Below are 20,138 nucleotides of genomic sequence, written 5' to 3' on the forward strand. Positions count from 1 at the left end.
TAGCATGCGAACTCGCCGCTCCCCGACCTGATATTTCGCCACGTCAGCCTGTTCAGTCCAGGCCCTCGTCCAGCAAGGCCTGCAGTGTCGCAAACGCGGCCTGTAGTTCCATGATAGTAACTACGTAGGGCGGCATCAGGTAGACGGAATTATTCACTGGCCTGACCAGCAGCCCCCTCGCCAGGGCGGCCTCGAAGAAGCGGCTGGCAAAGCCGGGGCGGGCATCGTTGACTTCAAAGGCCCAGATCATGCCCAGATGGCGGCCATGGCTTACCCGCGGGTGGCTGACCAGGCGGGCGAAATCGGCTGCAACAGCGGCGGCTTTGGCGCGGTTGCTGTCCAGTACGGCGTCGTCCCGGAAAATGGCTAGCACCTCCAGCGCGGCGCGGCAGGCCAGGGCATTGCCGGTATAGCTGTGGCTGTGCAGGAAACCCCGGCTGACATCGTCGTGATAGAAGGCGGCATAGATGGCGTCGGTCGTCAGTACCGCCGACAGCGGCAGGTAGCCGCCGGTAATGCCTTTGGACAGGCAGATGAAATCGGGCCGTATGCCAGCCTGCTCGCAGGCAAACAAGGTGCCGGTGCGGCCAAAGCCCATGGCGATCTCATCGGCGATCAGGTGCACGCCATACTGGTCGCATAGCGCGCGTGCACGCTGCAGATAGGCCGGGTGGTACATGGCCATGCCGGCGGCACCCTGGCATAGGGGCTCGACAATAAAGGCCGCCAGTTCGCCCGCTTGCTGCCGGAACAATTGCTCCAGGTCTGCCGCTGCCCGCAGGGCGTAGGCTTCGGCGGTTTCACCGGCCTCGGCCAGGCGCCAGTCGGGCGACATGACCCGGTGGGTCTGGCGCAGCAGGGGCGCGTAGGTGGCGCTGAACAGCGGGACATCGGTCACGCTGAGCGCGCCCAGGGTCTCGCCGTGGTAGCTGTTGCGCAGGCTGACAAAGCCGGTCTTGCGCTCCTGGCCCAGGTTACGCCAGTAGTGATAGCTCATCTTCAGCGCGATTTCGGTGGCGCTGGCGCCATCAGAGCCATAGAAGGCATGGCCCAGGCCTGTCAGCTGGCCCAGCTGCTCGGACAGTTCCACCACCGGCTTCTGGGTGAAGCCGGCCAGTATCACGTGTTCCAGCGTGTTCATCTGGTCCAGGATGGCGGCACTCATGCGGGGGTTGGCGTGGCCGAACAGGTTGACCCACCAACTGCTGACGCCATCGAGGAAGCGATGTCCTTCGAAATCCACCAGCCAGGCACCGTCGCCACTGGCCACGGGCACGATGGGCAAGGCTTCGTGGCGTTTCATCTGGGTGCACGGATGCCATACGGCCTGGCGGCTACGGGCCAGCCAGTCTTGATTGGGGGTGGTCATGCTGCTTGTCTCCTGTCCTGTGCGCTGTTGGCGCACCTGCCCGTTTGTGGCTGCTCGGTGGGCCGGGCTTCTGGCTCGGGCCACGCGCGGCGTGCGCAGCTTATCGGCATAGGACCATGCACTGCAACGATGGCGAGGCATTCTGGTAGGTGGCCGTCATGCGCCTGTAAAGCGCTTTCCATCTAATGTCGTGCTGGGCGCAGTTTCACATCCTGGCACTGTCGTTCGTCATTAGCGCGGTCTTATCTGCGGTACCGGACCAATTATCTGCAAGCCTCGCCCTTGAAATGGGATAACACTGCCCATATCATTAGCACTCGTTAGCCTAGAGTGCTAGCAGCGAACATCAAACTGTTGATTTTTGCCTGTCACGGCATTCAGCAAATCGTATTCCTACAGGAGAAAACCATGAAGATTCGTCCCCTGCACGATCGCGTTGTGATCAAGCGCGTCGAAGCCGAAGAAAAAACCGCCTCGGGCATCGTTCTGCCAGGCAATGCGGCCGAAAAGCCTGATATGGGCGAAGTGGTGTCGGTTGGTACCGGCAAGATCCTGGAAAACGGCTCGGTCCGTGCCCTGCAAGTCAAGGCTGGCGACAAGGTGATCTTCGGCAAGTACAGCGGCCAGACCGTCAAGGTCGATGGCAGCGAACTGCTGGTAATGCGTGAAGAAGACATCATGGGTGTTGTCGAGGCTTGATCGCCCCACACCGCTAGTCCCCTCAACGAATTCGGAGAGCAAGATAATGGCTGCAAAAGAAGTGAAGTTCGGCGATAGCGCCCGTGCAAAAATGGTGGTTGGCGTCAACATCCTGGCTGACGCTGTCAAGGTGACCCTGGGCCCCAAGGGCCGTAACGTGGTGCTGGAGCGCTCGTTCGGCGCCCCCACCATCACCAAGGACGGTGTGTCGGTGGCCAAGGAGATCGAACTGAAGGACAAGTTCGAGAACATGGGCGCGCAGATGGTCAAGGAAGTGGCTTCCAAGACCTCCGACATCGCTGGCGACGGCACTACCACTGCTACCGTGCTGGCCCAGGCTATCGTGCTGGAAGGCATGAAGTATGTGGCCGCTGGCATGAACCCGATGGATCTGAAGCGCGGTATCGACAAGGCCGTGACGGCCCTGGTCGGCGAGCTGAAGAACATTTCCAAGCCTTGCACCACCTCCAAGGAAATCGCTCAGGTCGGTTCGATTTCGGCCAACTCCGATTCCAGCATTGGTGACATCATCGCCAACGCCATGGACAAGGTCGGCAAGGAAGGCGTGATCACCGTTGAAGACGGCTCTAGCCTGGAAAACTCGCTGGACACCGTGGAAGGCATGCAGTTCGACCGCGGCTACCTGAGCCCTTACTTCATCAACAATCCCGAGAAGCAGATCGCTTCGCTGGACAACCCCTTTGTGCTGCTGTTCGACAAGAAGATCAGCAACATCCGCGACCTGCTGCCGGTGCTGGAGCAAGTGGCCAAGGCCGGCCGTCCGCTGCTGATCATTGCCGAAGATGTCGAAGGCGAAGCCCTGGCTACCCTGGTGGTCAACAACATCCGTGGCATCCTGAAGACCGTTGCCGTGAAGGCTCCTGGCTTTGGCGATCGTCGCAAGGCCATGCTGGAAGATATCGCCATCCTGACCGGCGGCACCGTGATCGCTGAAGAAGTGGGCCTGACCCTGGAGAAGGCCTCGCTGGCCGACCTGGGCCAAGCCAAGCGCGTCGAGATCGGCAAGGAAAACACCACCATCATCGACGGCGTGGGCAAGGCTGAACTGATCCAGGCTCGCGTGGGCCAGATCAACAAGCAGATCGAAGAAGCCACCAGCGACTACGACCGCGAGAAGCTGCAAGAGCGCAAGGCCAAGCTGGCCGGTGGCGTGGCTGTGATCAAGGTCGGTGCTGCGACCGAAGTCGAAATGAAGGAAAAGAAGGCTCGTGTCGAAGACGCGCTGCACGCTACCCGCGCTGCCGTTGAAGAAGGCATTGTTCCTGGCGGCGGCGTAGCCCTGCTGCGTGCCCGTTCGGCCATCACCGAACTGCGCGGCATCAATGCCGATCAGGATGCCGGTATCAAGATCGTGCTGCGCGCCATCGAAGCCCCGCTGCGCCAGATCGTTGCCAACGCCGGCGACGAGCCCAGCGTGGTGGTTGCCAAGGTGCTGGAAGGCAAGGGTAACTTCGGTTACAACGCCGGTACCAGCGAGTACGGCGACATGGTTGAAATGGGCGTGCTGGATCCCACCAAGGTGACCCGTTCGGCCCTGCAACACGCGGCTTCCGTGGCCTCGCTGATGCTGACCACCGATTGCATGGTGGCTGAGCTGCCGAAGGAAGATGCCCCGATGGGTGGTGGCATGGGCGGCATGGGTGGTATGGGCGGTATGGACATGTAATCCCGCAGCGGCAGGCCTTGCTGGCAAGGCCGCCAAAGCAAAACCCCTGGGTATCTGCCCAGGGGTTTTTTATTGCTTGGCACCTGGGAAGTACGCTAGGTGCCGGGTATGGCTGTGCGTTTATTGCGGCCAGTCGGCCATCTTTTCGCCCAGCTGTACGCCCTTGGCAGGCGCCCAGTCTGGCGCGAAGGGCAGGGCGGGGCCGGGGAACAGCATGACCACGGTGGAGCCCAGCAGGAAGCGGCCCATCTCTTCGCCTTGCTTGAGCACGATCTGCTGGTCGCGGTAGTCCCATTCCTCGATGGCAGGACGACGGGGCGGATTGACCACACCGTGCCAGACGGTGGCCATGCTGCCGACGATGGTGGCGCCCACCAGGGTCAGCACGAAGGGGCCCTTGGCGGATTCAAAAAGGCAGACCACCCGTTCGTTACGGGCGAACAGGCCGGGTACGCCACGTGCAGTGGCCGGGTTGACCGAAAACAGCTCGCCCGGCACGTAGATCATGCGCAGCAAACGCCCGTCGCAAGGCATGTGGATGCGGTGGTAGTCGCGTGGGCTGAGGTAGATGGTGGCAAAGCTGCCGTTCTCGAACTGTGCTGCCAGCGCGGCATCGCCGCCCACCAGGGCCGTGGTGGAATACTGGTGGCCTTTGGCCTGGAATATCTGGTCGCGCTCGATGCGGCCAAACTGGCTGATGGCGCCATCCACCGGGCAGACCAAGTCGGCCTGGGCCAGCGGCCTGGCGCCCTCCTTGAGGGCGCGGGTAAAGAAATCGTTGAAGCTGTTGTAGCTGTCGAGATCGGGGTTGGCGGCTTCGGCCATATTGACCTTGTAGCGCGCCACAAAACGGCGCATCTCCCAGCGCATCCAGCGGCCGGCTGGACGGCTGGCCAGGTGGCCGGCCAAGCGGGTCATGGCCAGTTTGGGCATGAGATACTGCATTAGAACAAACAGCCGATCAGACACAATCGATTCCGGGTTAGGGGAAAGCGGGAGATTCTAACGCATGCTTGCTTCGCCCGGCGGCAGAATACCGGGTTTACCCAGGTTGGATGACAGACGTGAAGCGATGATGTCCGGGCTACCGCCCAGCTTGGTCGATAGGCCGCAAAGACAGGGGCTGGCGGCTCAGCTAGAATCGTGTCCCGAATCTGCGACAGGGCCGATGGCCCCAGTGCAGGCAGTCGAACGAGAAACCACACTATGCAACCGAGCGACAAGCGCCCCTTGAACCTGCGCCGCCAAAGCATCTACCTGCTGCCCAACAGCTTTACCCTGGCGGCCCTGTTCGCTGGTTTCTATGCCATCGTGCAGGCCATGAACCACCGCTTCGAGCCTGCTGCAGTGGCCATCTTTGTTGCCATGGTGCTGGATGGCATGGATGGCCGGGTGGCGCGCATGACCAATACCCAGAGTGCCTTCGGGGCGGAGTTCGATTCGCTGTCGGACATGGTGTCGTTTGGCGTGGCGCCAGCGCTGGTGGCGTATGAGTGGATGCTGCGCGGCTTTGGCAAGCTGGGGTGGATAGTCGCTTTCATCTATTGTGCGGCGGCCGCCCTGCGCTTGGCGCGCTTCAATACCCAGCTGGAAGTGGCCGATAAACGCTTCTTTCAGGGCATGCCTTCGCCCACGGCTGCGGCCCTGGTGGCCGGTTTTGTCTGGATATCGCTGGAGGCCGGCTGGACTGGTGAGGCCATACGCTGGGGGGCGCTGGCCGTGACCGCCTTTGCCGGGCTGACCATGGTCAGCAATGTGCGCTATTACAGCTTCAAGGAGATCAACGTCCGCAAGACCGTGCCTTTCTTTGTGCTGCTGCCGATATTGTTCGTGCTGGTGGCCATTGCAGCCAACCCGCCTATCGCCTTGTTTGCCTTGTTCGTGGTCTACGCGCTGTCCGGCTATGTGCTGGCGTTGTGGAACCGGCTCAAGCCTGCGAACAAGGCTTGACGTTGACGCCGCAGGCTTTTACTCTCCAAGCATGACTTCGACCAACAGCCGCCCGTTTCTGCTACTACTAGCCGAGAACGACCTCTCCGGGCCGCTGTTACGTCTTGCGCGATAAACGCGCTTAGCCAGACCAGAACAACATCAATCTCAGCCGCCCGGCCCTTAGGCCCGGCGGCTTTTTTGTTATTACATCGTCACTGGAGACAGCATCATGAGCGAACGGCTCTACATATTCGATACCACCTTGCGCGACGGCGAGCAGAGTCCGGGCGCTTCCATGACCCGTGACGAGAAGATACGCATCGCCCGCCAGCTGGAGAAGCTGGGAGTGGACATCATCGAAGCCGGTTTTGCTGCTGCCAGCCCAGGTGACGCCGAATCCATCAACGCCATCGCCGAGGCCATCAAGGAGTCCACCATCTGTTCGCTGGCGCGGGCCAATGAGCGCGATATCCGTGCGGCGGGCGAGGCCATCAAGCCGGCTGCTCGTGGCCGTATCCACACCTTTATTGCCACCAGCCCCATCCATATGGAAAAAAAGCTGCGCATGCAGCCAGACCAGGTGGTGGAGGCCGCCGTGGCGGCCGTCAAGCTGGCGCGTCAATACACCGACGATGTGGAGTTCTCTGCCGAGGATGCCTTGCGCTCCGAGCCGGATTTCCTCTGCCGTATCTTTGATGCCGTGATAAAAGCCGGGGCCCGCACCATCAATGTGCCTGATACCGTGGGCTATGCCGTGCCGCACCTGACCACCGAGTTCTTCCGCAAGCTGATTGAGGGTACGCCCAATTCGGACCAGGTGATCTGGTCGGCGCACTGCCATAACGACCTCGGCATGGCGGTGGCCAACTCCCTGGCTGCCGTGATGGGCGGCGCCCGCCAGGTGGAGTGCACCATCAATGGCCTGGGTGAGCGTGCCGGCAATGCTGCGCTGGAAGAGATCGTCATGGCGGTACGCACCCGCTGCGACGTGTTTGACCTGGAGACCCGCATCGATACCACACAGATCGTGCCGGCCTCCAAGCTGATTTCCTCGATTACCGGCTACCCAGTGCAGCCGAACAAGGCGGTGGTCGGTGCCAACGCCTTTGCGCATGAGTCCGGCATACACCAGGACGGCGTGCTCAAGCACCGCGAGACCTATGAAATCATGTCGGCCGAATCGGTGGGCTGGAGCCAGAACAAGCTGACCTTGGGCAAGCTCTCTGGCCGCAACGCCTTCCGTACCCGCTTGCAGGAGCTGGGCATACTGCCCGAAGGCGAGGAGGCCCTGAATGCTGCCTTTGCCCGCTTCAAGGAGCTGGCCGACAAGAAGCGCGAGATTTTTGACGAGGACCTGCGCGCCTTGCTGGGCGATAGTGGCCCGGATGCGACCGAGCGTTACCGGCTGATCTCGCTCAAAGTGGTGTCGGAAACCGGCGAGCAGCCCACGGCCAACCTGGTGATGGGTGCGCAAGGCGAGGAGCACAGGGTGGTGGCGCACGGTGCCGGCCCGGTCGATGCGGTGTTCAAGGCCATAGAGAGTGTCGCGCAGAGCGGCGCCGACCTGCTGCTGTACTCTGTCAATGCGGTGACGGCGGGGACGGATTCGCAGGCCGAGGTGACGGTGCGCCTGTCGCTGGATGATATGGTGGTGAATGGCCAGGGGGCTGACATTGATGTGCTGGTGGCCTCGACTGAGGCCTATATCTCGGCCCTGAACCGACTAACGACCGAGGCCGGGCGGGCGCATCCACAGGCTTGATGCCTGACGGGTACGGTACGCCAGGCCACAAAACAAAAAGCCCGCACGAAGTGCGGGCTTTTTGTTTGCTACTGCTTGCTGCAACCCGCCAGCCTTGGGGGCTGGCGGGAGTGAGGGCAGTCTTTAGTTGGGGTTGCTGCAATCCTGTGCCGCACCGAAGGGGCTGGTTGCACCGGGAGGCGAGACGGCTACGTCATCGTAGTCCGCGGCAAGGCCAGTCAGGTCGAAGTAGACCGTAGAGGCTGCTTCGCTACCTTGTACCGTTGCACGCGCCGTCAAGGCGACCTTCACCCAGTTGGCTTTGTCCTTGGTGTAGCCGACGCGAATCGTGGCGCTACCTGCGGAGTTGGTAAGCACTTTGGCTGGTGTGGCTGCAGCGGTAAAGCCAGGATCCAGTTCGCGGTTACCGTTGAAGTCCTCACCGGGTTCCAGGATACCGTTGTTGGCGCCAACACCGTTCAGAGGATCGATAAAGGTGTCCTCATTATCGCACTGGGTACGTGCAAGCGTGCGGACACAGCTAAGCGTAGGCGGAGTTTGGCCGTTGTTGCCAACTTGATAGCTACCCACCGGGCAGGCTGGATCGGTGGTGGTGAATTGCTGCAAGCCACCTGTAGGAACCCAGAACGTACCTGTCCAGTAGTGGTGTCCCTTGAAGTACATTTCTGGGACGACGGAGAAGGTGACTTCTGCGTTGGCAACAGGATTACCGGCTGCGTCGGTGACTATGGCGGTATAGGGCTTGCCATACTCAGTTGCGCTGACCACGTCGATAGTGTTGCCGGTGCCCAGGCGAACAAACAAGGCCTGACCTGCTACCGTCAGGCGTGCTGTCGAGGTGACGGCCGTATCCTGGACGGTGGCAGTTATCACTACGCTGTCCTTGGAGCTGGTCGAATTGCCTGCTGTGTAGGTAGTGCTGGTTTGACCGGCGCTGTCGGTTATGCCCTTGGCAACGCTGAGTGTGCCACCGGTGGTGTCGCTCAGAGTAAACGATACCGTCTTGTTCTTGACCAAGTTGTTCTTGGAATCGCGAACTGTGGCGGTAATTGCCGTCTTTCCGCGCGGTGCAACGGTCGGAGATTCAACCTGGAGATTCAGCTTGTTGGGTGCAATCGAGACAAATTCAACGGGATACTGTGACGACACCGCGCCACTTTCGGCGGTGATCACGGCAGCGCCTGCTGTATCTGCCTGGGCCACTACATAAGCAGAGCCGGACGCATCTGTTACCGCCGACGAGGGTGAAACGGTGCCGCGGGTCGAGGTAAAGGAGACGGTCTTGCCAACCTGAGGCACACCAGCGACCAGATAGCGGGCGGTGATGACGACAGGGGTGTCCAGATTGAACTCAGGCGAGGAGCCCGCTGGGAAGCTGGTGCCTGGCTGCCCCGGTGCAGCAGCAACCGTGAAGCTCTGGTTGCTAACGGTCATGGCGAGAGCACCGCGTTCGTTCAGTGCAGAGGCCGTGATGTTATCAGTACCGGGATTGGTCGCGTTGTAGCGCACGGTGGCTTGACCGGACGAGTCCGTGATGACCGAGGTGGCGTTGCTGCCGTTGACGCTGAAGGTGTTGCCTATGATGGAGCCCAAAGTCAACGATTGACCAGCAATCGCACGGCCAGCGCCATCCTGCAGGCGTATGGTCAGCTGGGTGTTGTTGCCCACCACCAGGGAGTTGACGCCGGCGATGGTGATCTTGGTGCCTGCCAGCCGTACGGAGCCAGTGGCAGTCAGCGAACCGACCTTGGCGGTAATGGTGATATCGCGGGAGGTCTTGTCGTCACCACTGCTGAGCACTGCGCTGGCCCGACCAGCGGCATCAGAGATGCCATTGTTGGTCACGGTCAGGGCGCCGGAACTGGCAGAGAATACAACAGTCTGGCCGCTGACGGTGTTGTTGTTGGCGTCCTTGACCAAGGCGGTGACATCGACCGTGGAGGCGCCATCTGCCAGCAGGTTGCCGCTACTGACCAGCAGTTGCAGCGAGGCGACCGAAACGCCAACTGAGGTGTTGTTGTAGCTCAGGCTGGACTTGGTGCCGCTGGCCGACGTGGCCGTGATGCTGGCCGAGCCGATGTTCGGGCCCGAGGACAATGTAATGGTGGCGGTACCGGTGGAGTCCGTGATCCAGACACCTGATGCAGGGGTCATGATGCCGAACAGGGGGTCGGTGGTGAAAGTGATGGTCTGGCCTACCTTGGCCACGCCTGCACCATCCTTGAGTACCGCGGTAACCGTAGCAGGCTGGCCTGCTGCCAGTGAGCTACTGCTCATGGTCAGTATGAGGGATTCCTGCTTGGAGGCCTCGCTGTCGCTACCGCCAGGGCCGCCACAGGAGGCGAGGGCAATGGCCACCAGAACCAGGGCGAAGCGCCACAGTTCGTGCCATATACTGAATTTGCGCATAAATATTAATTCCTTTTCTGAGCTTGAGCGCGGAAGTTGTTCAGAGATAAGGCAATTTTAACTTGGGCCATCCGCATTCATATGGCATTTAACGCCAAGTTAATTGCAAAATCAATCTTGGCATATTAAAGCGTAAATATCCTGCGGCAACAGCGCGGGCTACTTAAGCGACAACTGATGAAGCAACTCTGGCGGCGATCACGCGGCATGAGGGGCTGTCGGCTGACATGATAATGACATTGACCCCCGGCCGTAAGCCCCCTGAGAATAGCGTCTTTGCTTGATGTCGGCATGCTGGAAGTGCCATTGGTCCGTCCTAAGATCACGCTGATCGTGCCGAGATGACATCGTCCTCGCGCCGAACAGATAATTCAAACCAAGCTGAACAGGGGAAGTAATCGTGAACAAGACGCAACGTGGATTTACCCTCATCGAGATCATGATCGTGGTTGCGATCATGGGCATACTGGCTGCCATCTCCATCCCGCTCTATCGTGAGCATGTGATCCGCTCAAATGCCACTGCGGGGCAAAGTCTCATCGCGGACACCCGTGTTCGGCTGGAGCAGTCCTATCAGGACCTGCGCACCTACGGCCCAGCTGCCTGCACTCCTACCATGCCGGTGGATAAGACCTTTACCTTTACCTGCACCACCTCGAATGGCGGCCAGAGCTACTTGCTGACGCTAACATCGAAGGGAGCGTCGGCGCTGGGTGCTGCGGGTGCGCTTGTTTACACCGTGGATGAACGGAACGTGCGCAGGACGCTGGCTTTCCCCGGTGCGACCGGATTGCCACGCAATTGCTGGATCGCCACCAAGACGTCGACTTGCTAAGGCCTCGCCATGTACCGCTTACGCTTGCCTAGCCTGCAATATTCCCATGGGATGACGCTCATCGAGATGATGGTCGTAGTCGCTATCGTCGGCGTACTGATGGCCGTAGGCGTGCCCAGCTACCGCACATGGATAGAGAACAGTGCCATCAGATCGCGTACTGATTTTTTGATGGAAGGTTTGCGTCAGGCGCGTACCGAGGCCATCAAGAACAACGCGTCAGTGCGCTTTTCTTTGGCGAACGGAACTACCTGCGTACCCACCAATGGTGGTCATCACTGGGTGGTCTGGCAAGACCCTGCGGTGGTACCGACGGCGCTTGCCGGGTGTAACGACGCCCGCATACTGGCTAGCTCCGGTGGGGATTCGGTCGGTGCCAACGCGATAGTCAAGTCTGTGATAGTCGATACCCTTAATGTACCGACTGCCGACACGCGTAACACCATACAGTTCTCTTCATTGGGTCGTGTTCTCGACAATATCCAGGGGGGGTGGTGGGTGGATGTCGATGTGCCGACTTCTGTACTGCCTGCCAACAAGTCGCGCAATTTGCGCATAACAGTGAGCCAGGCTGGTCAGATACGCATGTGTGACCCCGATGTAGAGAATGTCCTTCCCACCAACGATCCGCGCAGGTGCTGAACGTGAAATCTTCGATCCGCTCCATATGCACTACACGGCGCACACTGCGTGAGCAGTCAGGCGTGATGCTGCTTGAGGCACTGGTTGCTTTGGTGATTTTCTCGCTGGGATTGTTGGGACTGGTGGCCTTGCAGGCACGTGCCATCTCGCTGGACCAGGACTCTCGTTATCGGGGTGAGGCTGCGACTTTAGCCAATCAGTTGGTGGGCAATATGTGGCTAACCAATAGCGCGACGGTGAAAGACGACTACGCGACGGGGACGACCGCCTTCAATGCCTGGAAGGCCCAGGTTGTAGCTGCGCTGCCCGGTGCCGCCAACTATCCCCCCACCATTACCTGGGCACCTGCCGTAGGTGAGCGTGAGAACCGGGTAACGGTGACGGTCAGTTGGAAACTACCGTCATCGGATGTGCGGACCTACACCACCACTGCCGAAGTGGTGCAATAAAACCATGATTAACATAGGCAGGATGCCGTGATTACCCAGCCCGTTTTTTATCGCCCAAGCGCACAGTCAGGCATGAGCCTGGTGGAGCTGATGGTCGGCATGGTGGTGGCGCTGATCACCACGATCGCCATCATGGAAACCTACCGTGGCTATGAAGGCCAGCGCCGGACTACCAGCGCCAGCAGCGAATCGCAAACAAGCGGCCAGTTCGCACACTACCAGTTGGATAGGGATTTGCGCATGGCAGGCTATGGGCTGACCAATGTGCGCGCTGCGGTCGGCTGTAACTTTGGTGCGGCCTTTGCCGCTTCGCTTGCGCCGACCAATGTTTTTCCCGCAGCGCCTGCGGGCTTCAATACGCCCATCATCTTTCCTGCGCTGATCGTGGATGGCGGCGCTGCTGCCGATGGCATACGCATCATGCGTGCCAATGGCGGTAATGCCATACCGTTCAACGGTGCAGTACCGCCGCTGATGCCGACGAATTTCAATGTCACCCTGACCCGTTCCAATGTGGCATTTCTGGTGCATCGGAGCGATATGGCCTTGCAAATCAATACCATTGCGGGCACCTGCCAGTTGGGCCAAGTAACCAATGAGCCTGATCTCGACAATTTGGCGCAGATTGCCTTCGCGCCCGGACCGGCCACCTGTTCGCGAACTACTTGCCTTAATAGTAGTTTCAATCAGCTGGTTTCCTTGGTTGGCAGCACTGAGCTGGCTCACCTGGGCAGCCTGACCATGCAGAGCTACACGGTAGCCAATAATGCCCTGACCTCCACCATGGGCATTCTGGGGGCCACCTACGATGCCACCGGAACTTTGCGGACAACACCGCCAGCCATCGCGACTCTGGCGGGTAGGGCAGAAACCATGCAACTGGCGGATGAGATTGTGGACCTGCAGGCCCAATATGGTATCGACACGGTGCCGGCCGATGTGGTGACCAATGTCAACAACTGGGTAGAGCCGACTGGCGTTTATGCTGCTGCTGCGCTAACACCGCCAGTAGCAAGGACTATACGAGCAATACGTTTTGCCGTGGTTTCTCGCAATAGCTTGAGGGAACGTCCTACTGACGGGACAAACTGCGATGCCACATCGAGTGCGGTGCAGGCTACGTCCGCACGCAATATCACTTTCCCCTCCGGCCCGCCCATCGTAGTCAATATGGCAAGAGGTAGCGGGGCGTCGGATGGCCCGAACGAATGGCGGTGTTACCGTTACCAGGTCTTTACCGGCGTCGTACCCCTGCGCAACATGATTTGGAACACGCGAGTCCTCGAGCCATGATCACTACCCGTTTGCCTCAATATTTCCGGCCAATGACAGGCGCGCGCAGACAGCGTGGTGTTGTCCTGCTGATTTCGCTGATTGCCCTGGTGGCGCTAACCTTGGCAGGCTTGGCTATCGTGCGGCAGGTCGATACGGCCACCCTGGTGACAGGCAATGTGACATTTCGGCAGTCCAGCGTTAATACGGCTGACCTGGCTGTTGAATATATGCTGGACAAGGAAGGAGATGGCGGCTTCAGCATCCTCAATGTCAACAAGACGCGTTACCACAATAATTACGACGATTGGTATCGCGCAACGATGTTCACCGAGGAGAACCCCGTCTCGCCTTGTGCCTTGACGGATGTGAATTGCATCAAGACCTCTGGCATACCCAATGTGTTGCGTTCGGCCGGTAAATGCCGTAGCAGCAGTGATGCCAGTGCATCCTCGGTACGTGCAGTATGGGATGAGCACACCGGCAATTGTGCGGTGATGGTATTGGAGCGCATGTGCCGGAATACCGGGCAGGCTACAGCCAACCATTGCGTGTTGTTCAATCAGGCACAGGTTGCCGGTAAGTGGACCCAAGGGCAGACTGGTGACGGTACCAACAGTTCCGACATAGTCCCGCCGCAGAACGGTGTGGGCATGCGTCTGAGTGTCCGAGTGGACGGTCCGCGCGGTACTACCTCTTATCTGCAGACCATACTGATCTACCCCTTGCCAGATACCTGATCCCTGCTCGGTAAGTTGCCGCCGGATCCAGTAATTACATCTCCACGTGATAGTGAGAGGAAACTAGTCATGTCAGACTCCAAGTCATTTGCCACCAAGACCCTAGTGGCCATGTTGGCCCTGTGCCAGGTTGTCAGCGTAGAGGCAGTGGTGCCGCCGCTGGGGAATACCCCGCTCAACCAGACCAGTCTGGTCGAACCCAATTTGATGTTTGTTTACGATACATCGGGCAGTATGGCTTGGAGCCATGTGCCAGATCATGGCTCTAGCTTGAACGGCGATAGCTTGGCGAGCGCCAATGTTGTTCCGGCTACGGTGGGCTACAAGAACGCACTGTGCAACTCGCTGGCGTTTAATCCCGCACTGACCTACGACCCACCAACCAGGGCGGATGGCACGTTGTTCCCGAATAGTACTTGGACAAGTGCTTATTACGATGGATTACGTACCAGCAAGGCTAGCGCCACTAATACGCCCTCCATGCCCTTTAGCGGTTATGGCGCTACGATTGATCTTTCAAGCGAATATTTTGCCTGGGACTTGGAAGAGGCTGCGCTTAGTTTAACGCCCTTCCGTCGAGGGAATAATAACGCGGGATCTGCTATTAACTCTGTGGGAAACGGTGCTTCACTAAATGTGGTCAGGAAGGCTGCTGCTGGGGATCTCAGCCCTAAGGTCGTGGTTTCTGGTGCTGGCCCGAATTATGTCGTAAGGGTCTATCCCGGTAGTGTTTCGGCGACGCATAATTATCAACTCAATGATTTGGTTGCGCTATTGCAACCTGCTTCGATAGCAGGCATATATCGGGTAACAAATGTCGTCAATCTGGCAGCTGCTACCAGCTACTTTGAGTTCAGTCTGCAAACTACAGCTGCCCTCCCTACGGTTGCTTCCGGCACCAACTGGCATTTTCGGGAGCCTGAGACCAATGGGAATAATCTTGGGGATAGCCAGCTGTATGTATTTGGTACGGGCAGCCCCTACACTGCCTATTTGGTAACCAATGGTATACAGGCGCGTATGTTGGATGGCTACCGCGTAATAGATATCGACACACAGGGCGGATATGCCAACTACAATGGGACCTACAATCTGCTGGATGTAAATTCCGTTGATGGCAACAACGGTTTTGCTAAGTTTCAGGTCACTACCAACTACTTGCCTGGTACTGCGGGCACGCAGGGTGACGATATAGGTCGTTTCTATCAGGCAACAGAATTACCCTCTGCTGCACATTACTATGCTTATACGGGTACGGATCCTGCGCCGAAAGATCATACGGATGTAAAGTGCAAGGAAGCACCAACTGTTTCGATAGTGGATGGTAAGAAAGTATTGGGTAACTCCACCAATTTTACAAAGGTGTTGATACCGCTACCGACTGTAGACACGATAGACACCTTGTACAAGACCGATGGCGGTGCGCCTATCACGATGACCAAGGCGGAGCTCAATCGGCGGTTTGCCAACTGGTTTACTTATTATCGCCGCCGCAGCATGACCATGAAGTCGGCTGTCAGTACGGCATTTGGTTCGATCGATGGCGATTATCGGGTCGGCTTCATGACTATTCACGCCCAGCCGAGCCATATCACGACCGCTGGTGGTTCCACTTTCCGCCCTGTGGGCAAGTTTGTTGGTACCACAACAGGTACGGTGCGCGGGAATTGGTATTCCACGTTGTTTGCGGCACCCGAAAGTGGCAGTACACCATTGCGTGAGGCTTTGGCCGGCGTGGGGCGCTATTACGGCAACAAATATAGCGCTACTGTCGCAGACCCCATGTACAGCAACCTCAATGGCGGGGCATGCCAACGTAACTACACCATCCTTTCCACTGATGGTATGTGGAACTCTAACACCCCCAACCCGCTGAATTGTTCGAACTGCGCGGTGGGGTTAACGGCAACGCCAAGTAATGATTCCAATACGGTGCTGGATGCCGACAGTGCCACAGGGCCGGCAACCTTTGCTCCCTTCCGCTTGCGCAGCGACGGTGCATTCGATGGAAAGAACTCTTCCGGCACCTTGGCTGACGTAGCATTGCATTACTATGGCCAGGATATCCGCCCCGATCTGCCCAATAATTACGGAACGGCCAACCCCGCCAACTTCCAGAACATGGTGTCTCATACCATAGGCTTGGGTTTGTCCGGCAGGCTGAAGTTCATTGAGGACTATAAAACCTCGGTGGATCCAGCTTCAGACTTCAACCGTATCAAAACCGGTGTCGCAACGTGTAGCGCGGCGGGGGGGGGCACGGGCGCCTCGGTATGTGACTGGCCCGATGCCAACACCGGCAACCCGAATGGCACCTACCCGGAACGGGTCGATGACCTGTGGCATGCGGCGGTCAACGGACGTGGCACTTTCTTCTCAGCCAAGGACCCTGGTTCGCTGGCGCGCGGCTTGATCAAGGCGCTGACCGATATCAAGGCTGATGTGTTCAAGGCGGTGGCACCGAGTACCGCCAGCCCGGTGCTGTCGGATGATGACAACGTGGCCTATGTGGCGTCCTACCGCAATGGTAGCTGGTCCGGCCGGCTTGAGGCCAAGCTGATCAATCCTGAGACAGGCGAGTACCTGCCCGGACCTCCGATCTGGCGTGCACATCAGAAGCTGGATGCCGCGGTACTCTCTGGTGGTGGCACTGGTTGGGATACACAGCGGCGTATTGCCGTGGGTACCGGCAGCGGCACAGCCGTGCCATTCCGTTGGGCTAGCCTGCCGGCAGCGCATCGGACCGTACTTGAGGACGGTAAGACGGCGGCGTATGGCGAAAGCCTGCTGAACTATCTGCGCGGTGACAAGAGCAATGAAGGCGAGTCGGGTAGCAAGTTGTTCCGCGCCCGTGGCGACGATACGGTCGGTGACACCACCATTGGTATTCTGGGGGACATCATCAACTCGCGCCCCGTGGTGTTGAGCAAGGCGACTTCGCGCTACAGCCAGGATTACCACGAGGGCTACGATGCCTTTGTTACTTCGGTCAAGAATCGCCCGCCAGTTGTGTATGTCAACAGCAACGATGGCATGCTGCATGCATTTGACGCCACCTCGGCCGGTATTGGTGGTGCGAAGGTAGCCACGGCGACTTCGGGCAAGGAGCTGTGGGCCTATATTCCCAGCATGCTGCTGCGCACCGGTGCCGATGCGCTGGATGAGGATGGCCGCAAGAATGGCCTGCAGAGCTATGCCTATTCGGAGGCTGCCAACCCGCCGTTCCGCAAGCATTTCCTGAGTGACGCAACGCCGACAATATTCGACGCCGATCTGGGCCATACCGGTGGCACCAAGGGGGCGGTGAATTGGCGCAGTCTGCTTATCAGCGGCCTGAACAAGGGTGGCAAGGGGTACTTTGCCCTTGATGTGACCAACGGTGCTGCTGCTACCGAAGTCGATGTCGCTAACAAGCTGCTGTGGGAGTTCAAGGGTGATGCGGATATGGGCTATAGCTTCGGCTCAGTTACCGTATCTTGGATCAAGGATCATGGCTGGGTGGTGATTGTGCCATCCGGTTACAACAACAGCACCGGTAATGGCGCGATCTGGATACTGAATGCCAAGACAGGTGCGGTAGTAAAGAAATTCACCATATCCTCGGCCGGCTGCGGTACCAACAGCTGTTTCCAGTTGCCTGGCCTCAGCGCCTCCAACCCGTTGAACTTGGGTAGCCTGGCGACTTTTGTCACCAGTCGTGATGAGGAACGCTTGTGGTCCATTTATGCTGCGGATATGCAGGGCAATGTCTGGCGCATGGATGTCTCTGACGCCAATATGAATAACTGGAAGATTGTGAAGCTGGCAGAGCTGGACGGTGGCGCTGCACCCAAGGGGGTTTATGACAATACCCGTCAACCGGTGACGGTGAATCCGGCAATCGCCTGGGATTCTGCTGCAGACGCACGCTGGATCTTTGTTGGTACAGGTTTGGACCAGAGCAAGGCTGACCGTGATGGCACCTTTGCACAGGCTAACCAAGTGCAGACCATGTACGCCATCCGTGACGGTAAGGCATTGGCGCCATTGACGGGCAGTGATCTGCCGGTGAAGCGCGATGTGATGGTGCCGGTGAACCGTGCCACAGTCGATGAGGTGAACATGGAGTCGCACAAGCGTGGCTGGTATATGGATCTGGCGCCCTCCGAACAGGTGCTTGGTATAGACCGTTTGGCCGAACGGGTGGTGCTACAGCCCTCTGCTGCGCTGGGCCAGGTGATTTTCGCCTCCACTATTCCGACCAAGGACCTCTGCTCTCCGGGTAACGTGGCACGTGTGTACGCACGCTCCTATCTGGCAGGCAAGGAAGGGCGTTCCTTCCTGAAGATAGGTACGGGCAATGTTGCCTATAAGGAGTTGACTACCGGTGCGGCTGCCAGTCCGCGACTGATACAGCTCAAGGGTGGCAAGATCGTGCTGCAGAGCGCGGATGTGAAGGGTGAGCTGACCAATGTGGGTCTGGAGAATGCAGATGTAACTCTGCAGAGCAAGACCAGCTGGCGTGAACTGATACCGGATTAATCCACGGTATAGGTTCGCAAGAAAGCAGGGGCACCTAAGGGTGCCCCTTTTTCTTGTGCTGAGTATGGGCGACAGGTATCGATCTGGTAGGGCGTGAAGCCTGCTCAGGTGGAGAGGCTTGCTATTACCGGGGGGGACCTCCCCCCGCAAAATCGTAGCGCTGAGAAGTGGAGATTTCTGGCAAATTTAGCGCCTTGCGAGGCAGGAGATTTGTCATGAAGAAGTCGAAATTCACGGAAGAGCAGATCGCATTTGCACTTCGCCAAGCGGAGTCGGGTACGACGGTTGCGGACGTCTAACGCGACGACGGATTCCAGCAGGATGGCGTTCTCGCCACGGAAGGCGGCCAGCAGCATCTCTGGTGTATCCATGGGTTCGCAGCCATAGCCTTCTTGCGCCCAGGCGGAGGCCAGTTCGGGATAGCGGATGGTTGGCAGCTCGCGGAAGAGCAGGGAGCCGCTGTATTCGATGGTGTGCTGTGTGCTCATGGCGCGGTTGGTGTGGTGTGGGCGTGGCGAGAGGATATAGATCGCCACCACAGACGTAAGCGCAATAAGAGCCGCTAACAAAACCCTTCTGGCGTTGTTGTGCAAACTTGCCGTACCTACGTACTGTCAGCTGCGCGCGCCAGCGTTTGCACGCCTAGCCAGAACCGCTGCGCTGGGTTTTGTTAGCAGCGCTAAGTGCCGGGTTGCATGGCTTGGGCACGGGGGCATTGGCCATGCAAAAGGCCGGCAAAGCCGGCCTTGGGTGTGGCGCATGGGGCGAATGCTGCGCCCCATGGTGGTGCTTAGTTCTTGCTCTGGTCGACCAGCTTGTTGGCCTTGATCCACGGCATCATGTCGCGCAGTTGCTCACCCACGACTTCGATGGGGTGGGCGGCGTTGAGGCGGCGGCGGGCAGTCATCTCGGGGTAGTTGGTCTTGCCTTCGAGGATGAAGCGCTTGGCGTATTCGCCGGTCTGGATGCGCTTGAGGGCGTTGCGCATGGCGGCGCGCGACTGCTCGTTGATTACCTCGGTGCCGGTGACGTACTCACCGTATTCGGCATTGTTGGAGATCGAGTAGTTCATGTTGGCGATGCCGCCTTCGTACATCAGGTCGACGATGAGCTTGAGTTCGTGCAGGCACTCGAAGTAGGCCATTTCCGGGGCGTAGCCGGCTTCGGTGAGGGTTTCGAAACCCATCTTCACCAACTCGACCGCGCCACCGCAGAGTACGGCCTGCTCGCCGAACAGGTCGGTCTCGGTTTCTTCGCGGAAGTTGGTCTCGATCACGCCGCCCTTGGTGCCGCCATTGGCTGCGGCGTAGGACAGGGCCACATCACGGGCGCGGCCGCTGGTGTCCTGGTACACGGCGATCAGCGAGGGCACGCCGCCGCCGCGCTTGTATTCGGAGCGCACGGTGTGGCCTGGGCCCTTGGGGGCGACCATGATGACGTCCAGGTCGGCGCGCGGCACGATCTGGTTGTAGTGGATATTGAAGCCATGGGCGAAGGCCAGCGAGGCGCCTTGCTTGATATTGGGTTCGATATCGCGCTTGTAGACTTCAGGCTGGCTCTCGTCCGGCAGCAGTATCATGACCACGTCGGCGCCCTTCACTGCCTCGGCAACTTCCTTGACCGACAGGCCGGCATTCTCGGCCTTGCTCCACGATGCACCGCCCTTGCGCAGGCCGATGGTCACGTTCACGCCGCTGTCCTTCAGGTTCAGCGCATGGGCGTGGCCTTGCGAGCCGTAGCCCACGATGGTGACTTGCTTGCCCTTGATCAGGGAGAGGTCGGCGTCTTTGTCGTAGAAAACCTTCATTGGGGTAACTCCTT

General features: G+C 58.9%; 14 protein-coding genes and 1 pseudogene. 11 read left to right on the plus strand and 4 right to left on the minus strand.

All coding sequences use genetic code 11. From position 1 onward, the window contains the following. Nucleotides 1-52: 52 nt before the first annotated feature. Nucleotides 53-1,369, minus strand: a complete 1,317-nt coding sequence (gene bioA, locus QQK16_RS13435) for an adenosylmethionine--8-amino-7-oxononanoate transaminase (protein WP_284196994.1) — start codon at nucleotides 1,367-1,369, stop codon at nucleotides 53-55. 408 nt (nucleotides 1,370-1,777) lie between these two features. On the opposite strand from bioA, the gene groES reads away from it, so the two are divergent. Then, on the plus strand, nucleotides 1,778-2,068 hold the full coding sequence (gene groES / locus QQK16_RS13440) for a co-chaperone GroES (protein WP_284196995.1): 291 nt from the start codon (nucleotides 1,778-1,780) through the stop codon (nucleotides 2,066-2,068). A 46-nt stretch (nucleotides 2,069-2,114) separates the two neighbouring features. Beyond that, a complete protein-coding gene (gene groL, locus QQK16_RS13445; RefSeq protein ID WP_284196996.1) occupies nucleotides 2,115-3,755 on the plus strand; it encodes a chaperonin GroEL in 1,641 nt (546 codons plus the stop codon). A gap of 120 nt (nucleotides 3,756-3,875) precedes the next feature. On the opposite strand, the gene asd is transcribed toward groL, so the two are convergent. Continuing rightward, nucleotides 3,876-4,688 (minus strand): archaetidylserine decarboxylase, encoded by an 813-nt coding sequence (gene asd / locus QQK16_RS13450; RefSeq protein ID WP_308447034.1) that lies wholly within the window; start codon nucleotides 4,686-4,688, stop codon nucleotides 3,876-3,878. A gap of 273 nt (nucleotides 4,689-4,961) precedes the next feature. On the opposite strand from asd, the gene pssA reads away from it, so the two are divergent. Both pssA and QQK16_RS13460 read left to right on the plus strand, forming a co-directional pair. Then, nucleotides 4,962-5,705, plus strand: a complete 744-nt coding sequence (pssA, locus tag QQK16_RS13455) for a CDP-diacylglycerol--serine O-phosphatidyltransferase (protein WP_284196998.1) — start codon at nucleotides 4,962-4,964, stop codon at nucleotides 5,703-5,705. Between the two features lie 211 nt (nucleotides 5,706-5,916). Next, nucleotides 5,917-7,449 (plus strand): 2-isopropylmalate synthase, encoded by a 1,533-nt coding sequence (locus QQK16_RS13460; RefSeq protein ID WP_284196999.1) that lies wholly within the window; start codon nucleotides 5,917-5,919, stop codon nucleotides 7,447-7,449. A gap of 123 nt (nucleotides 7,450-7,572) precedes the next feature. Here QQK16_RS13460 and QQK16_RS13465 read toward each other — a convergent pair whose 3' ends face one another. Then, entirely contained in the window at nucleotides 7,573-9,858 is a 2,286-nt protein-coding gene (locus QQK16_RS13465; protein WP_284197000.1) for a beta strand repeat-containing protein, read from the minus strand. Between the two features lie 400 nt (nucleotides 9,859-10,258). Here QQK16_RS13465 and QQK16_RS13470 point away from each other — a divergent pair, with 400 nt between their 5' ends. The 7 genes and pseudogenes from QQK16_RS13470 to QQK16_RS21330 all read left to right on the plus strand — a co-directional run. Further along, on the plus strand, nucleotides 10,259-10,693 hold the full coding sequence (locus QQK16_RS13470; protein ID WP_284197001.1) for a type IV pilin protein: 435 nt from the start codon (nucleotides 10,259-10,261) through the stop codon (nucleotides 10,691-10,693). A 9-nt stretch (nucleotides 10,694-10,702) separates the two neighbouring features. After that, nucleotides 10,703-11,335, plus strand: a complete 633-nt coding sequence (locus QQK16_RS13475) for a GspH/FimT family pseudopilin (RefSeq protein WP_284197002.1) — start codon at nucleotides 10,703-10,705, stop codon at nucleotides 11,333-11,335. 2 nt (nucleotides 11,336-11,337) lie between these two features. Continuing rightward, entirely contained in the window at nucleotides 11,338-11,784 is a 447-nt protein-coding gene (locus QQK16_RS13480; RefSeq protein WP_284197003.1) for a fimbrial assembly protein, read from the plus strand. A gap of 72 nt (nucleotides 11,785-11,856) precedes the next feature. Continuing rightward, the gene (locus QQK16_RS13485; protein ID WP_284197004.1) at nucleotides 11,857-13,077 is read left to right on the plus strand and encodes a PilW family protein; all 1,221 of its coding nucleotides are present in this window, start codon (nucleotides 11,857-11,859) and stop codon (nucleotides 13,075-13,077) included. A gap of 32 nt (nucleotides 13,078-13,109) precedes the next feature. Beyond that, a complete protein-coding gene (locus tag QQK16_RS13490) occupies nucleotides 13,110-13,796 on the plus strand; it encodes a pilus assembly PilX family protein (protein WP_284197005.1) in 687 nt (228 codons plus the stop codon). A 207-nt stretch (nucleotides 13,797-14,003) separates the two neighbouring features. Next, complete coding sequence (locus QQK16_RS13495; protein ID WP_284197006.1) at nucleotides 14,004-18,317, plus strand: pilus assembly protein; 4,314 nt, start codon at nucleotides 14,004-14,006, stop codon at nucleotides 18,315-18,317. A 215-nt stretch (nucleotides 18,318-18,532) separates the two neighbouring features. Then, nucleotides 18,533-18,613 (plus strand): annotated as a pseudogene (locus QQK16_RS21330) (transposase); the annotation flags it as partial. Between the two features lie 494 nt (nucleotides 18,614-19,107). On the opposite strand, the gene ilvC reads toward QQK16_RS21330, so the two are convergent. Beyond that, nucleotides 19,108-20,124 (minus strand): ketol-acid reductoisomerase, encoded by a 1,017-nt coding sequence (gene ilvC, locus QQK16_RS13505; RefSeq protein WP_284197007.1) that lies wholly within the window; start codon nucleotides 20,122-20,124, stop codon nucleotides 19,108-19,110. Between the last annotated feature and the right edge of the window lie 14 nt (nucleotides 20,125-20,138).

The sequence above is a fragment of the Chitinimonas prasina genome (assembly GCF_030160395.1).
Lineage (GTDB): Bacteria > Pseudomonadota > Gammaproteobacteria > Burkholderiales > Chitinimonadaceae > Chitinimonas > Chitinimonas prasina.

Bases quoted from the DNA above. Each gene is read 5' to 3' on its own strand.
- bioA (WP_284196994.1), bottom strand. From the start codon at position 1,369: ATGACCACCCCCAATCAAGACTGGCTGGCCCGTAGCCGCCAGGCCGTA.
- groES (WP_284196995.1), top strand. From the start codon at position 1,778: ATGAAGATTCGTCCCCTGCACGATCGCGTTGTGATCAAGCGCGTCGAA.
- groL (WP_284196996.1), top strand. From the start codon at position 2,115: ATGGCTGCAAAAGAAGTGAAGTTCGGCGATAGCGCCCGTGCAAAAATG.
- asd (WP_308447034.1), bottom strand. From the start codon at position 4,688: ATGCCCAAACTGGCCATGACCCGCTTGGCCGGCCACCTGGCCAGCCGT.
- pssA (WP_284196998.1), top strand. From the start codon at position 4,962: ATGCAACCGAGCGACAAGCGCCCCTTGAACCTGCGCCGCCAAAGCATC.
- QQK16_RS13460 (WP_284196999.1), top strand. From the start codon at position 5,917: ATGAGCGAACGGCTCTACATATTCGATACCACCTTGCGCGACGGCGAG.
- QQK16_RS13465 (WP_284197000.1), bottom strand. From the start codon at position 9,858: ATGCGCAAATTCAGTATATGGCACGAACTGTGGCGCTTCGCCCTGGTT.
- QQK16_RS13475 (WP_284197002.1), top strand. From the start codon at position 10,703: ATGTACCGCTTACGCTTGCCTAGCCTGCAATATTCCCATGGGATGACG.
- QQK16_RS13485 (WP_284197004.1), top strand. From the start codon at position 11,857: ATGAGCCTGGTGGAGCTGATGGTCGGCATGGTGGTGGCGCTGATCACC.
- QQK16_RS13490 (WP_284197005.1), top strand. From the start codon at position 13,110: ATGACAGGCGCGCGCAGACAGCGTGGTGTTGTCCTGCTGATTTCGCTG.
- QQK16_RS13495 (WP_284197006.1), top strand. From the start codon at position 14,004: ATGTTTGTTTACGATACATCGGGCAGTATGGCTTGGAGCCATGTGCCA.
- ilvC (WP_284197007.1), bottom strand. From the start codon at position 20,124: ATGAAGGTTTTCTACGACAAAGACGCCGACCTCTCCCTGATCAAGGGC.